At 40.1% G+C, this 15,003-nt stretch carries 20 protein-coding genes and 1 pseudogene; 1 reads left to right on the top strand and 20 read right to left on the bottom strand.

Annotated elements, in window-relative coordinates:
• Positions 1-173: 173 nt before the first annotated feature.
• The 20 genes and pseudogenes from ACVWXS_RS08980 to ACVWXS_RS08885 all read right to left on the bottom strand — a co-directional run bounded on the left by ACVWXS_RS08980 (position 174) and on the right by ACVWXS_RS08885 (position 14,588).
• Positions 174-596: a hypothetical protein gene (locus ACVWXS_RS08980; RefSeq protein ID WP_456957733.1), complete on the bottom strand. Its 423-nt coding sequence runs from the start codon at positions 594-596 to the stop codon at positions 174-176.
• A gap of 221 nt (positions 597-817) precedes the next feature.
• Positions 818-973: pseudogene (locus ACVWXS_RS08975) on the bottom strand (sporulation initiation factor Spo0A C-terminal domain-containing protein); the annotation flags it as partial.
• 120 nt (positions 974-1,093) lie between these two features.
• Positions 1,094-1,438 carry a hypothetical protein gene (locus ACVWXS_RS08970; RefSeq protein ID WP_456957731.1) on the bottom strand — a complete coding sequence of 115 codons (345 nt, stop codon included), beginning with the start codon at positions 1,436-1,438 and terminating at the stop codon, positions 1,094-1,096.
• A gap of 728 nt (positions 1,439-2,166) precedes the next feature.
• Positions 2,167-2,571 (bottom strand): phBC6A51 family helix-turn-helix protein, encoded by a 405-nt coding sequence (locus tag ACVWXS_RS08965; protein WP_456957729.1) that lies wholly within the window; start codon positions 2,569-2,571, stop codon positions 2,167-2,169.
• Positions 2,556-3,068, bottom strand: a complete 513-nt coding sequence (locus ACVWXS_RS08960; protein WP_456957727.1) for a hypothetical protein — start codon at positions 3,066-3,068, stop codon at positions 2,556-2,558. Before ACVWXS_RS08960 ends, ACVWXS_RS08965 begins: the two co-directional genes overlap by 16 nt.
• A gap of 72 nt (positions 3,069-3,140) precedes the next feature.
• Positions 3,141-3,485, bottom strand: coding sequence for a DUF2577 family protein (locus ACVWXS_RS08955; protein WP_456957725.1), 345 nt, complete (start codon positions 3,483-3,485; stop codon positions 3,141-3,143).
• A complete protein-coding gene (locus ACVWXS_RS08950) occupies positions 3,482-5,644 on the bottom strand; it encodes a phage tail protein (protein WP_456957723.1) in 2,163 nt (720 codons plus the stop codon). The genes ACVWXS_RS08955 and ACVWXS_RS08950 overlap by 4 nt, the downstream gene beginning before the upstream one ends.
• Complete coding sequence (locus tag ACVWXS_RS08945) at positions 5,644-5,961, bottom strand: hypothetical protein (protein ID WP_456957721.1); 318 nt, start codon at positions 5,959-5,961, stop codon at positions 5,644-5,646. Before ACVWXS_RS08945 ends, ACVWXS_RS08950 begins: the two co-directional genes overlap by 1 nt.
• Positions 5,962-6,050: 89 nt before the next feature.
• Positions 6,051-7,193 carry a phage tail protein gene (locus ACVWXS_RS08940; protein ID WP_456957719.1) on the bottom strand — a complete coding sequence of 381 codons (1,143 nt, stop codon included), beginning with the start codon at positions 7,191-7,193 and terminating at the stop codon, positions 6,051-6,053.
• Positions 7,194-7,262: 69 nt separating this feature from the next.
• Positions 7,263-7,505: a hypothetical protein gene (locus ACVWXS_RS08935; RefSeq protein WP_456957717.1), complete on the bottom strand. Its 243-nt coding sequence runs from the start codon at positions 7,503-7,505 to the stop codon at positions 7,263-7,265.
• A gap of 2 nt (positions 7,506-7,507) precedes the next feature.
• Positions 7,508-8,185, bottom strand: coding sequence for a hypothetical protein (locus ACVWXS_RS08930; protein ID WP_456957715.1), 678 nt, complete (start codon positions 8,183-8,185; stop codon positions 7,508-7,510).
• On the bottom strand, positions 8,175-8,600 hold the full coding sequence (locus ACVWXS_RS08925) for a hypothetical protein (protein WP_456957713.1): 426 nt from the start codon (positions 8,598-8,600) through the stop codon (positions 8,175-8,177). Before ACVWXS_RS08925 ends, ACVWXS_RS08930 begins: the two co-directional genes overlap by 11 nt.
• A 328-nt stretch (positions 8,601-8,928) precedes the next feature.
• The gene (locus ACVWXS_RS08920) at positions 8,929-9,516 is read right to left on the bottom strand and encodes an HNH endonuclease (protein WP_456957711.1); all 588 of its coding nucleotides are present in this window, start codon (positions 9,514-9,516) and stop codon (positions 8,929-8,931) included.
• Between the two features lie 121 nt (positions 9,517-9,637).
• The gene (locus tag ACVWXS_RS08915; protein WP_456957709.1) at positions 9,638-9,943 is read right to left on the bottom strand and encodes a hypothetical protein; all 306 of its coding nucleotides are present in this window, start codon (positions 9,941-9,943) and stop codon (positions 9,638-9,640) included.
• Positions 9,944-9,945: 2 nt separating this feature from the next.
• Positions 9,946-10,899: a hypothetical protein gene (locus ACVWXS_RS08910; protein WP_456957707.1), complete on the bottom strand. Its 954-nt coding sequence runs from the start codon at positions 10,897-10,899 to the stop codon at positions 9,946-9,948.
• Positions 10,900-10,928: 29 nt separating this feature from the next.
• Positions 10,929-11,168 (bottom strand): helix-turn-helix transcriptional regulator, encoded by a 240-nt coding sequence (locus ACVWXS_RS08905; protein ID WP_456957705.1) that lies wholly within the window; start codon positions 11,166-11,168, stop codon positions 10,929-10,931.
• Between the two features lie 196 nt (positions 11,169-11,364).
• Positions 11,365-12,336 (bottom strand): hypothetical protein, encoded by a 972-nt coding sequence (locus tag ACVWXS_RS08900; protein WP_456957703.1) that lies wholly within the window; start codon positions 12,334-12,336, stop codon positions 11,365-11,367.
• Positions 12,337-12,967: 631 nt separating this feature from the next.
• A complete protein-coding gene (locus tag ACVWXS_RS08895) occupies positions 12,968-13,513 on the bottom strand; it encodes a BclA C-terminal domain-containing protein (protein WP_456957701.1) in 546 nt (181 codons plus the stop codon).
• A 323-nt stretch (positions 13,514-13,836) separates the two neighbouring features.
• Complete coding sequence (locus tag ACVWXS_RS08890; RefSeq protein WP_456957699.1) at positions 13,837-14,250, bottom strand: hypothetical protein; 414 nt, start codon at positions 14,248-14,250, stop codon at positions 13,837-13,839.
• A gap of 89 nt (positions 14,251-14,339) precedes the next feature.
• Positions 14,340-14,588 (bottom strand): hypothetical protein, encoded by a 249-nt coding sequence (locus tag ACVWXS_RS08885; RefSeq protein ID WP_456957697.1) that lies wholly within the window; start codon positions 14,586-14,588, stop codon positions 14,340-14,342.
• 140 nt (positions 14,589-14,728) lie between these two features.
• Here ACVWXS_RS08885 and ACVWXS_RS08880 point away from each other — a divergent pair, with 140 nt between their 5' ends.
• Complete coding sequence (locus tag ACVWXS_RS08880; protein WP_456957695.1) at positions 14,729-14,974, top strand: helix-turn-helix domain-containing protein; 246 nt, start codon at positions 14,729-14,731, stop codon at positions 14,972-14,974.
• The last annotated feature ends 29 nt before the right edge of the window (positions 14,975-15,003 follow it).

Below are 15,003 nucleotides of genomic sequence, written 5' to 3'. Positions count from 1 at the left end.
ATCTCACCAACTATAGGACTTGTGCATAAAATTTCACACAAGTCCTATAGTTATGCTCTCACATTGGCCCGAGAGCAGTCCTGCTATCAAGAATCCATCAATCCCATACTCGAATCATCTGAGCGCTGATCTGTGGGACTTAACAAAGTACACCAGCTCTGACGGGACAATGTCTAACAACTCACTAATCCGAGAACCCGTATCTCAAACTTTGTCACATCCAACGATTTAAAGAATTGCTTTAGCTGGTTATCCTCTAGTATGACTTTCATTTTCCGCTCAGGCTTCACATTCTTAACGTTCTTCCTTGGATTAGTACGAATCACTTGCTCTTGATACAAGTAAGAAAAAAACACTTTGATATTTCGAGTATAATTCGAAATCGTACTATTCGATATTTTCTTATCAAAATCTTCTCTAGCCTTTGGATTGTTATTTGCTTTGTCATTGACCGTCATTTCATATTTGCTACGCTCTGATAAACTTCGCATATAACTTCTCAAATGCTCTGCCTTTACATCCGTAGGTGAATCAATTTCAAATTCATCAAACATCCATTTTGCATATAACTTTAAGGTTTGTTCATATGACTTCATTGTGCCCTTTTGCCGCACAATCAAGCATAAAGCAGTCTATTTCAATATCGAAATCAGTCATAAAAAAAAACACCTCCATGAACGGGATTTTCCCCATAAATGAATGTGTTTCATAGTTTAATTCAATTAATTAACATTATTATATAAATTCAGTAGTTAGTTGGTATAAATTCAATGAATTCTCTCTAAATAAGTCCTGTAATCCCTTGTGGCTCTAACGTTTAACTAGCCATCATGTCGATGCGAATCTTGTCCGCAATCATGGCAATAAATTCACTATTTGTCGGCTTCGACTTTAAATGATGTACTGTATAACCAAACATCGACGAAATCGATTCATAATTGCCACGATTCCATGCGACCTCAATGGCATGACGTTTTAGATAACTCTTATATAGCGAAAATTTACCGGTCATTCTACCGGAAGCCTTCGCAGTTTTACACGACTTATATTTACCGATTATTTTACGCTAGACAAACACAGAAGTAAAGATAAATTACGCCAACTTCACAATTACTTCTATTATAATACGTTGTTCTTTATCCGTTGTTTGAATAGTTGTCGATGTCGGAATAACTTCCGCGCTAACTGGCTGTATTTGCACTGCATCACCTTGTTTTAAACGATTAATTACAATTGGTATAACATCTCTCGGTTGCTTTCCGCTCGCAATCTCGCTTAATAGCCAATCCATTTGAATCTTATCGTAACCCTCATAAAGCGCCCCACTCGTATCTTTAGGAGCGAATTCTGGTAATTCCTCACGAATATCTCTAGCATAACCTCGAATTACTGCAGCAGCTATACCATATTTTTTTTCAAATTCTCCTGTCCGCATCATAAAACCTCCGAAGAACTATTTATAAACGTCAATTATACGTTCATTCAAAGGATTGCCGTAAATATTAGATTTTAAACGTCACTCAGACGATTCGATTCAACCAACCATCCGCTTAAACGATTCTCAATGCGTCTGACAGCGTAAAAAGTCGGCTTGTTTTAAAAATGATATCCGTAAATAGCGAACACCAGAAAACGGCATATGAAAAACGGGTGGCTTGGGGGCGCGAGACTTCCGACAAATTTTAATGATTAAACGAACGAACGTTCTAATTATTGATGAATAAGAAGTGTATAAATATCCGTTTTCAACTTCCCATAAGCTACATTATGGTAACTAGATAAGTGTTAAAGCATTGATATAACAACGTTTTGTAACTTCACGCAAAATAAGTGTATGCAATATCTTATACATACGATATAGATTCAATGTTTACACATACTTACGTTTAGTAATCGAACAGTGCGTTCGTCATTCGCTGCATAAAATACTGCATAATCCAACGTCGTAAATGTACCTAAATACAGGAACATCCGTTCTATTATCAGATAACTATTTGTTTTCAAGGTAGCGCGTCCGCCAGCGCCTTCTGCCCGATGTTTTCTCGTATTTCGGAATCAAACGGAATCATAACGCTCTTTCAACGCATAAAAAAAGAGCGAAGCCAGCACGTAGCCAACTCCGCATTTATAATACTTTAACGCACTAAAACGTTGATATATCGCCTTTTAATATCGATTTTTAATATTCGCTAATCGAGCTGCAACTGCGTCTGGATCCGCATTAGGCGCTTTAATCTCGACTTCCGCCTTGTCAACCAGCATACCCATCGTTTGCATGTATAGTTTCATCATCGAGGCATTGCCCGCCTCACATTCGTTAACAAGCGCCTGCATAACGCGTGTACGATTATCTGCTAAATACGTATCTGTTACCGCTGTCTTATATTCTAACATCGCAGGCAACTGTCTCCATTTACGTAATGTCCGGTCAGATACACCAACTTCCTTTGCAATTTCAACGTAAGAACGACGCTTACCTTTCGGCAATAGGTCGTTTTCATAAATCAACTCAGCAGCCTTCGCTTGGTCAACCGTCAGTTCCTTCAAAATTTCGTCTAGTTTTCGTGCCATTTAATTAGCTCCTTTCGTTTGTCAGCGTAGTATTTATCATAATTTCCGTCATAGTCGCCTTTATAAACATCTTCGTAAAAAACAGAATATGGTACTTCCTCGATGGTACTTACGATCATATCCGCAAGGTTAGCGTAGTGCATTCTACTGTCACCATTAGTCGCGATACGTAATAAAACGGCTATGCTCGTACATGTAGCGCCTAAGACAATATCATTCGCTTCTCTCGCTACTTTTAAAATATCTAACCAATTATTAACTTGTTCTAGTTCGCCCAATGGTACGATTTCCTTCGCTGTTAAAACTAATTCTACGTAGTCTGATAAAAACTGCTTTATATCTACTAAATTACGTTTATATGCCTGTTCTGCCCAAACGTCACTGACCGGCGGGAACGGTATTTTACAATAACCTCGCTCCATATCTGCCCCATCAATCTCACCTTGTAAGCGCTCAATGTCCGCTTTTAATTCTTCCATAGTTGGTGATCGTTTCATTCCATCACTCCTCGTTCGTTTTATTAGAAAAGGCAAGCATGCTGTATAAGCCGACTGCCTGCCTTCGTTTGTTTATTCGTCTGATAAAGATAATAAAAAGAGCAGCTGTTGACTTTCTACCTCGTAGATTAGCACCCGAGCGCCTACTTTCAGCTTATTGTCATGCTCGATTGTCACACGCTGACCGTTTATTGTAACGGTTTCACTGTATGGCTTTAGTTGCGGATTGCATATGATAATTTCGTCACCAATGTCGATGGTATAGGCATCAATACGGACTTTAAAGTTAGGGTGTTCGCTAACGACCGTTGCTTGGTGGATAGTGCCTCCAGGATTATAGCCCATAAATTGAATGACATTTAATAAGCGGGTAACACCATCACCTTCTCTGACTATTTCCGGTTTAAATACACTCACCAGGACCCACCTCGTTTCTGTAAAATACCCGATACTAATTGGTCAGCAATTTTACGGATGTCAGCTTCTTCGCGGATTGTTACTCCATTCATCGTAATATTGATATCTCCGAAACCACCGTTTCCACCATCGCCGCCTTGCGAAAATTCCTTGTTCTCTCTCGCAGTCATAACGCGTTCACCTTTATGGAGTCTCGCATAATACCCGTCATATGGCACGTTGTCCAAGCCATGATAGTTCGATTTTGCGGACGATCCCTTACCGCTGCCAGCGCCAATAGCGTTTCCTATGAACGAGACTGTAGAGCTAACGCCTTTTGTAATCCAGCTCGGTAATTTGACTTTGCCGATATAACCAATAAAGTCTTTTACGTATCCGTAAGCCGTGTTTATCCATCCACTCAGCGTTTCGAACCAACCTTGTACAGTCGATAATACTCCGGAAAACGTTTCAAACGCATTTTTGACGCCGGTTAAAATGAAGTCGACAAGTGGCGCTAAGATATTGTCCCACATCCATTTCATCACTGCGGATAACGCTTCGAACCCTAAAGAAAGTGCAGTAAGAATCGGTTGTGCTATCGACCATAAAGTCGAAAATAATTGCGCTAAGAACGAAATTGCCGGTGCAATTACGTTGTTAAAAACGATCATCGCTACATCTCCGACAATTTGAATATAATTCCATAGACTGCTCAGAATTGGCTCAATTATCAGCCATGCATTTGATAGTATGTCGGATATTGTGGTCCATGCCGTAGTAAACGCAGTTTTCAGTTGCTCAAAAATCGGAGCAAATTGCGTTATCTTTTCGGTAATGAACGACTTTACTTCCTCGAATTTAGACTTGAGCGTTTCAAACGAACCCTCGCCAAAAATTTCGTTGAATACACCACCAAATCCGCCATTCTTAAATGCATTCATCAGTTCCGATATTTTCGTTTTAATTCCGTCAATAACCGCATTTACTTTAGTAGCGATATCCGGAGGAAACAGTGCACTTACTAAGCCATTCGAACCGCCGTTTTTAAACGCAGACCACAGCGTTTTTACCTTCGATACAATACCGCCTATGACTTCTTGTGCAGGACCTAACTTACCTAGGATGTTAGAGGCAAATTCAGCAACCTTGTCCGTTAGTACTCCAAACCAAGGTGTAAGCTCAGCTAATACGCTAGAAAGCTTATTAAATACATTAAGCAAGACTGTTCCAAGCGGTGCTAGCGCCTTCACAACATCCACAACTACTGACCAAACGTTACTTAGAATGTCTAGGATTGCTGATCCGTTTGTTTTCGCATACTCTATGAAACTTTGGAATCCTTTTGACCCACTTAAACTCGCTGACCACTGCTTAAATTTCTGTGTCATGCCGACGAGTCCGTTTTCAACGCTGGCTCCAAGCGGTGCAAAAGATTTGAACAAATTAAAGATGCCGGAGAATGTATTTCCGGTGATAGTTAAAAAGTTTTTGAGACTTTTTGCTGCGTAGATGTTTAGCCAATCAAAGAACTCTTTCAATCCACCGCCATCAATGGATTTATTAAAGCCTTGCATCAGTTCAACAACTACGCCAGATACTTTTTTGATGGTCGGTTCTAATCCGTTTAATATCTTCTGCGTAATTTGTAATCCTGAGCTGAAGGCTGCAAATACAGGTTCCTCGAATTTCTTTGTAAATCCGCCCCAGAACTCTTTGAACTTCTGCAAATCCTTTAGCGCGCCTTGTTGCGCTTTGCTCATATCAGCATATAGCGCGGCCAACTCTTTCTGCGCAGCGATTTTCTCCTTGGCGCTATCTGCCTTCGCGAGTTTTTCTTCGATTTTCTCTACTTCCTTAGATGCCTCGAATATGTCGCCTAGCGACGAAACGGCAACTGCCCCGAATGCCGCGGCGCCAAGAGCAGCTGCAGTAAACGACGCTGACAGCGCACCTATTCCGGCAACAGCAGGTCCCGTAGCAGCTCCTAAACTCGAGATTCCGGTCGTCAATAGTGATGTTTTCTTTGCCACGTTAGCGATGGATGATCCCATCTCGCTTATACTTTCGCTAGTTGTTCGACTTACACGGTTCATACTGTCCATCATCTGTATAATACGGCGTAGTTTATTCGAGCCACGGTCGCGAACCTGGAATACGGCTGTTAAATTAACGGCCATTAATAATCACGTTCCCTACGCTGCGCAAGTCTTTTTAATCGTCCTAACTCTTTAGCGACTTCATTACCGTGCTTACGCGTCCGTTTTGCGTCTGATTGCTTTCCGCTGGTGCCGTATCTAATCGCAGCACTTACCGTCATAATTACTAATCGCCTTAAATTTCTGTGGACATCTAACTGAGTCGCTTTTACTTCTGTTTCAAGCGCTTTTAACTTCGGCAACATCGCCTCACGCTTACTTGCATCTGCGGTTAATAAAGAACCGGCTAATACTGTGGCATTTGTTAAAATTTCTACTTCACTATCTGCGTTATTCATTTCTCGCGTCCCCTTCCTCTTTGCATATAAAAAGCCCTCAACCGCACACGGCGGTCAAAGGCTAGTTAAATTTGTTAATTATTCATCGATTATTGGCGAATTACACCCCCGTCAGCGGATGCTTCGGCAACAACTCCTGTTGGTTGTGTACCTGTTTTTCCGATTACGCCAGCTTTATAAGCAGATAATCCGAATGAGTTAGATACTCCTGAATTTATCTCACTATAAATAGTAGAGCATAACTCAGAATAAATAGCGGCATTCTTATTTGAGAATTCAGAAGAATAAATACGACCTTTAGTGCTCAAGTAATGTATACCATTAAACGTAGATGGAGTATCGTCTTTAATATACTGCACATGCACATTATTAGAATAAGTCGCTAATACAGTGTGAGCGTTAACTGATACGCATTTGAGACCTCTCAATACAACAGGAACTTGAACACGATTGACAACGATATTATTAACAATGTGCGTATTGGTAGAAGTAGTATTACCACTTACAGTAATAGTTCCCGACCCTATATAACCGTCTAAAGTAATTGTCTCATTATACGAGCCTTCTGCGATATTTATAATTATATTATGATTCACCACTTGAGGAATTAAGCTAATTGCTTTTGCCGTAGTTTTAAAAGCTGTATTAACTGTCAACCCATCATTTGAATCACTGCCCGCTGACGCATTTACATAATAAGATTTACTAGCTTTAGTTTTCGTAACGGCTTCGGACAAATGCTCATTAACTGTTGTTTGAATTTCCGCAACCTTATCGTCCACATATTTACGACTAGCAACGATAACATTCGGATCAATCTTCAACGTAACACTATCGGCATTACTAACTTCGATAATCGTGCGCATTACTAAATCCATCGTTGAACCGTCGCTAGCTACCGGCTTGTACGTATCAGGATAGTTACCAATCGCAATCATATCGCCTACTTCGTCGTATAACGCCACTTCTCGCAAAGTAAATCCGCCAACTGTCGCGGGCAATATCGCCTCAACGACAATCCAATTCGGATTAGCCGTGTCAATAGCGATACCTGAGATGCTGCCTCGCCATTTCTCCTTTTTGAGCGCTGTTTCGTTCCCTGTAGGCGGATAATTCGTTCCATTCGAGTCACCTACCGCAATGTGCGATATTGCAACCTTGCTTTGCGTTAATTGTGCGTTAGCTACCTTCGCCAGTCCTACAGGCGTTAGTAGTGTGTAAAATACATTCATTTTTATAGCCTCCGATTGTTTAGTTTTTGAACATAGAAAAGGCGGAACTAAGTCCGCCATGATTACGTTTTATTCTGCTTGTTCTGTTTCATGTTCTTGTTGCGCAGCTCGTTTAACGTTTGCGTATAAAACACGCGAACTCAGCGAACCAATTGCACTTGCGACTTGTAATGCTATTGCTACGTCCTGTTGTTGAATTGTACCGTCTTGCAATTTCTGCTTTAAGCCAAATTCTAAAGCTCGGAAATTAGTGCCTTTACCCTTCGCTTGCTGTGCTTGCAATGCTTCTACTTGTTCGTTATATTTACTCATAATTATTTCGCTCCTTTAGTTTTTGTTGATACTTCTGCGATATATACAAAATCGTTGGGTTTATGGCCGTTTGTAAATAAACTAATCTGATTGATTACTTCACGCACTCCACCTATAGCCCCTTGTCTACCCATAACTTTCGCCGAGCTTGTAGGATGTTCTGCCTGCGAAATCTCGCTCGTTTTACCTTGTGAACGATTTGCTCTAGAGATTTCAGCTATTTCCTCACGTAAATATCCGTAAGCATCTTCACCATCGCGGTGATCGATAATACAGCTAATCAACAAATCCCTCGCCATTTTTAATTTTGCATCGACAATTGGTTCATACTCCGCCCTAACTTTTGGTACAAATACATTTCGATACTCATCTACTACGTCTACAGACGAAATCTTACCTTCAGGCATAGCCGCATGTGCTAAACGCGCATCACGCTCCCGACGTACAACAACCTCTTTCTGTAGTGCAATATCATCGTCAATTTTAGCGAGTTGCTCAGTTGCATCCGTGCCTTGTTTAATGCTTTCTGTAAACGTATATTCGTACTGTGTCTGTAATTCTCTTAAACGTGCGCGAGCACTTTCTAAGTCTGTTTGAAACTGCTGGTGTTTCGCTGCTCGTTCAGCGCCTTCTTCTTTGTAATCTTGTAATAATTTAAATTCGTGTGCCTTAATTGTCATCTAGTTTTAGCCCCTTTGTTTTTAGTTTTTGGATAATCTTTTCTAGCTTGTTGATGCACCACAATCGCCATGTCGGAATAACAGGCGTTGGCTGCTCGTTTTGCTTGTCCAACTCGAATAATTCGACTAACATTTCCTCGTTATGAGTAATCTGCTCACGCGTCCCTTCGACTTCACGCCGATAAATCACCGGACACTGAGCGCTCATTAATTCTCGATACAACTCTTGGCTATCCGTCTGCAGCTCGTTTATTTCATACGCATACAAATCATCTAGCAAGTCGATAAAATCGTCATAAGGCTTTGAGATTTCGCCAATTAAATTGGATATGCCGCGTTCATCCGTTTGATAAATTAATAGTGAAATGAACGGAATATCTCGCAAATTGACGATTGATAGTAAGGCAAAGCGCATTAGCGTCACTCCTTTCCGCATGACCGTGTAGGGTAATAGATTTAGTCAATTCTTTCGATACTAGCGTTTTAAAATATATCCTCGACTTATCTATTAGGAACGCTCATAATCGCCGTTTTTGAGCCGTTTTAGTACATTTTTAAGACCCCGATGTAAATTATCGGGAATCTTGAATTGCACCGCCTGCAACTTTCCTTTACGGTCTGTGTACGTAGCCATAACTTTATAGCCTTTTCGTTGTTTTAATCGTCGAATAGCCTCGTTATGTCCCGCGCCAACGTATAAAATGAAAAAGCCCGGTATGCGCCAGGCTTCGAAATCTCGGTTATTAGACAGCGGATTGCACCGCCTTTTGTTTCGCCTCATTGCGTCGCACCTCTGCAGCCTCATCGCGTAGGTGTCCTATCATCTGCTCAACTTCAATGTCGGTCAGTTTCCGGCCAATAAGACCGCCGATAAAACGCTGAACGAACGGTCGTAATAGTTCCGGTTTGAATCGCTCAGGATATTTATCGAATGCTTCTATTGCAAATAAATCATGCTTTGTACTATTGCAAGACCTACACGCAGGCAAGACATTTACCTCGATATTAACCCCACCATAACTGCTCGATTGCGGGTATACGTGGTCGCAAGTGGCAACTACACTACCATCAGTAAAGTCACAACCACAATATACACATGCTTCCGTCAAAATGGTTTCAATATATGCAGCACTTACCATCGGTTTAGTTTGTCCGGCTTTAATGGAGTATGCGTAAGCACGCTGTCGAGCGTATTCACCGTTCTTCCTTCTATGTTGCTTCCTGCACTCGTTACAGATATTCTGACGCCCTGTTTTACTCTTTGCATCACGGCGGAATAGCTCAATTGCTTTTGTCTCATTACAGATGCGGCAAGTAAGTTCTTTACACATGGCGCTCACCTACTTCCATAGCAAGCGCAAGTCTTGTTTCGATGTAAGCTATTTTTGCGATTAATTGAAGGTATTCTAATGCCATTTCTTATCTGCTCCTTTTCATTTCAAATGTTTATATTTACGCTACGTACTCGATCGTGACATCGAGATTTTGTCGCGCAATTACCATCTTCAAGTGGTTCAATAAAGCTGCGTTCGGATTCTGCTGAGTTGCATTGTATTCGTCAACAAGTGGTCTGCTGTTCGTTTGAATGTGTAAAGCTACGTCCTTTAACGGTTGCAGCACACGAATGAGCGATTTAAATGCTGGATAAACTGCATTGCTCTGAGTAAAAGTTTCGGCATAAATGCTCCCTTCTGAGATTTCAATCTGTACGTCATACTCTGCGACGTCAATTTGTGTAATAGTTTGCTTTAGCTTCATTTCTAATCTCCTCCAAATTGATTAAATTGTGTTCTTATTGCTTGTAACTGCTCACCATTTCCGCCAAATACTACGCGTGGGTTTACTGTGATTCCTTTTTGACGACGGTCATTCGTGTTTTCGAAGAATCCAAACACTACTTTGCCGTCAATTTTCACGCGATTCATCGTCATTTTCAGCTTTGCAGCGTTCGCATATCCTAGTAACTCTGCTAAACTTTCAATATTCATCGGTTGTAATCGCTCTGAATCCGTTTCATCTGGATTGTGGCAAACGATATTTGTCTCGAAATTTAAAAACGGCAATACCGAGTAGACTAGCGCAAGCTGTCCAACCGTTCTGCCGTTTGATAAATCGTATAAATCACGTACTGTTTTCTTAAACATTCGTGTATGTTGTAAATCCGTTGTGTGTGATTGAATTGACTTAATGTTTCCTCTGAAAAAGACGGTAGGATTCATGTATAGCGCTCCTCCCGACTCTGAAATGATACCTTCCTGGCAATAACGACTGAATAGTTCACGAGCACGTTTTCTACTAAGCCCCGTCAACTTTTCAAAGCCTTCACGACTGATTACCTTGCCGTTATCGTATTGCAATCGCCCGGTGTTCCATGCGATATATGTTCCCAGGTACATTAATCGAGCGATGTCAGCGTTATTTAATGAAGGGAAACGTTCAATTATTGTTCGTGACTGCTGAAAGAAGGCGAATACAAAACCTCCGTTTTCTTCTTCGTGGGAGCCTAATGCCTGAATTGATTCAATAGCACGATACTTGGTTTCTGTCATTTTTGGTACTAAGTCATGAGTGAAAAGATCGCCTAAGTATTCTCCGGTTTCTAAGCTGTAAGGCTTGCCGTCTTTTACTACGTAGTTTTGTTTTTGTGCGATAGCCTTACGTCGTGTCGTTGGGTTTAATTGTACTAATTGTTTGCCTGTTGATAATGCTGTCATGTCATATCTTCTCCTTTTCTGATTCCGTTTTATTTTTGTAAAGCGTCGGCTAGTTCGCCTAGTTCAGCTATAACCTTCGCCAAATGCTGCCGTGATTCATTGAATTTTTGAAGCGCTTTGCTTGCGACCATTGGTGTGAGGCGACGGTCGCCGCGTTCAATCGAGCTTAGCATCGTCGTTGAAATACCTAGTTCCTTCGACAATTCGCTCTGTGTTAATCCTAGTGCCTCACGATAATACTTGATTTGATCTGCGTTTAATTTTGACATTTCCTCACCACCTCTAAAATTGTTGTGTAAATTCCTCAACTGCTTTGCAAAATAAAAAAAAGCCGCCCGAATGGACCGCTTGAATTTATGTTATTTACTTCCTCTATAAGGTAAGGCGCAAAACATGGTAGTTGTGTGCATGCCCAACAAAAACTTTTTACTTGTTTTATCCTTCTCGGCACATGATAGTAATACGCTATTTTGTGACTCTTTTTTTAATACGAGATAACATTTTCCTTAAATTTTCATAAGTTATATCTATTTTTTCAGCAGCATAATTGCGTGTGATTACTACACTGCCGGACCTAGTACAACTATAGTTAGTAAAATCAATTACAGCTTTATCCTGTTCTATTACTTCATACAGCTTGTCTATGGCTACACGTTGCGATTTAGTAAGTTTATGAACATTGCACTCCGTAAGTTGCGGTAAAATCGCTCTGTATGTATCCTCTGGGAATTTTAACGTAACATGCATCGGCTTTAGCGTGTCGTACCTATCTTTACGGTAAATACGTCTTTTTCCATTCCGTTCCAATTCTAACTCACCGAATCTAGTAGAGAACGCAGTATTTACATATTTAACAATCTCGCGCTCTGTTCGTGAAGCATCTACGTATTTTAATGCTCGCTCTAACGCTTCTAGTGTATTTGCTTCTACCTTGCGCTCCATCTCCGCTAATTTATCGGATTGCTCCAATATGATAGCCTCGTACTTTCTAAAATACTGAATGAACGTGGCGTAATCGCTGCCAAAAACCTCCGAATCGATACGTGGTAGCAGTTCGCGCAAGTTTTCGATTAGTTCTGGCGTCAGTCTATAGTAATACTGCCATTCGTCCTGCTGAATGATTTCGCCTTTGAAATCAATTCCATAATCAATCGCTAATACGGATAGTATTCGGCTAAATTCTTTTGTTATGAGATTTTGGCGCTCACCTCGATATTTAGACAAAGCAAAGTCATTTAGAACCCTAATATGGTATGAAATATAATACTCATGGCGCGGCAACTTAATTGTTACCTTCAACTTATCTCCAACTTGCATATGCTGACGTGTTGGATCATTCATAAAATCGAAAGTAGTTCCGTAGATAATTTCATCAATTATTAATCTGTCGCCAGTCTTTTGGTAGTTAATAACTCGTTCTCTGAAATCTGTTGTCATGTCATATCTGCTCCTTTTCTTCTCCTCAAAAATTACCTGCCTTTTACGTCCCAAAATCGTAGAATTACCTGCCTTTTACGTCCCGATGAATACCGTCGCAATAACACAATATGTAGTTATCTATGTTGTTAAAATGCTGTAAAAGGCATATATATTGTATGTTTAGCCACTTAGAATGAACATCTTGTCTATCTTATCAGTAGTATTACGAAAGGATTTCGCCCAATATCAACAGTAACGATAAAGGTTCCGTTTGGTTGGAACAACCATTTAAAACCTTTGCGTCCTTATTTTGCAAAGAACGCAAAATAAGTCCGCGTCTATCTATTACATTGATATTATTACAATCGCTAGATATCATCAATAATGTAATGAGACGGAGGCTTTAGCTGACGTAGAGGATTTGCGTTAGCAAAGACTCGTAATATCTTTTATCTTCTTAAACGTTTGTTTCGTCAAGGTTACTTTAAACAATTATACCAAAGTGGAATTTTAAATTTCATCGCTATATTGAATGAATATCTGAAACATATTGTTTAAAGAAAAAAAGGAGTAATTCCTACGCAAAAGGTTAATCACTCCTAACTATGAAATCTATTGAAGTTTTGAAATGAAGAGTGTTTTTATATCTCTAGACAATAGGACTTAACATTTTAAGGAGAATAGAAGCATTTACGTTTATTTGTGTGCCTCCTGCTAAAGTTTGAAGAATTACTGCAGCGGCAGAAGAGTGATTCTTAAGTGTAAGAATACCGCCGGATGGTATAGAAATTATTACCTGACCTGTGTTTTGTTGAGTACCAGCTCCTGAACCATAGACTGCTTGTGTAACCGGATTACCATTTAAATATAGTGTGAATTGGCAATCTTCAACACCTGATACGATGAAAGTAACCTCGTAGATTCCCGGTGTGGTAACAAAAATTTGAGAGGTTCCTGGTACATGCGTAATACCCGGTGTAACTATACCTGTTGAATCAAAAATAATATCTGCCTCTACAGCTACAGTTTCAGGACCTAGATTATATATATAACCATATTCGCAAAGACCGCTACATGCTGTTGGTATTACAGGAGGAATAGAGCCCGTAATTCCACAGAGATCGACTGCTGTGAATGGTCCTATTTGGCTTCCACATAAACAGGAACGTTTATTACAGTTACTACAGTTATCCATTTTTTCACCTCCATTTGTAGTATTTTATTCGTGTGATAAATAGAGCAAAGGGCAATAGGCTATATTCAATTAATAATTTAGACATCATTACCGATATTATATTTCACATAAATTGGTAATACAGTTTAAATAATTTATATAAAGGTTACTGAACATTTTGCCTAGCTTATTTGGCTACCGTTGGCGCGATAGCCTTTCCCTAAAATCTGTTGGCGCTGACTCTAGCGTATTTATTGCCCGTAATGTTGGCGCAAAACGGACGACTCAACTCGTTGGCGCGAGTGAGTTTACTAATAACATTTCACCTAATATATCGTCCAAGGTCAATTAGAAGTCGTTATTACTTCCTCTAACGTTAACGTCATTTTAAAATCTCTTTTCCAGCGTCTGCTAACTTTCTTACGAGTGTTTACTGACGTTTCAATCTCCCCTGTTACATTACGTAGTGGGTTTAAAACCGCATCCAAGCGAGCCATTTCATCCTTCACTACCCTGCGCTTTTTAAGCGTTTCATGTAATTGCGTAACAAAGCTTAACGAGAATTCTTCCGAAGGATCGATTCCTTCTAAGTCGTGATACATACTACTAATATACTTATCTAGACGAGACAACTCTTTAGTTAATATGCCTCGCTGGTTGTTTAATTCCGACAATAATCCGTTAAATTTTGAATGGTACTCGCACATATTAACTCCTCCAATCGTTAATTCAGGTACAAATGACGTCATCCGGAGCAAACTACGGTGGAACACCTGTAGTAAACTCCGTATAACATCGAAATTTACCGATTGCACCGGACTTTTACACATTAAACTCCGTAGCGAACCTATGAAACTAATCGATCAACTTGCCCCAATGCCAGGAGCAGTTGCTCTGCCGTGTAGTCGTTGAGGTTACCTATGATATTAGCTAATTCTGCTGTATAAACTAGATTGATGTCCTGGTCATTAATCATTAACGTAGCCTCACATTCATCTGCGCAAGTAATTAGCTGCACACCTTCCATTAATTGCGTTGTTACCATTGTCACTGAGTAGTTGTCGTCTAAAGTTACGTGTTCAATTGTTTGATTCATCTGTAAAACCTCCTTTTGTTGTTTTAACTCCTAAATACAGAATAACATAATTACAGAAAGCTGTAAATACGTAATTACACAAAACGTTGTAAAAGTTTTTAGCGCAGTTTATACTTATAATAAAAACCGAGGTGCACAGTATGATAAAGTTAACAATAGAACAAGCTGCGACTGCTCGTGGCATCCAATCACAAAAGGAGTTACGCGCTGTTGTGTTAGAGAAAACAGGGGTCGACTTACGTCCTGCAACGATAAGTGATATGTATCGAAACAACAAGACTCAAATAAACCGAGATCATTTAGAGACTATAATGCAAGCGTTAGGTACAACCGACTTCAACGAGGTTTTAACAATAGATGGAAACAAAAAAGACGACGCCGAATAGTGGCAATCGTCTTTCTTTTTATTTGCTTT

This window comes from Lysinibacillus sp. TE18511 (assembly GCF_054062295.1).
This window is presented reverse-complemented; position numbering and strand designations above follow the sequence as displayed.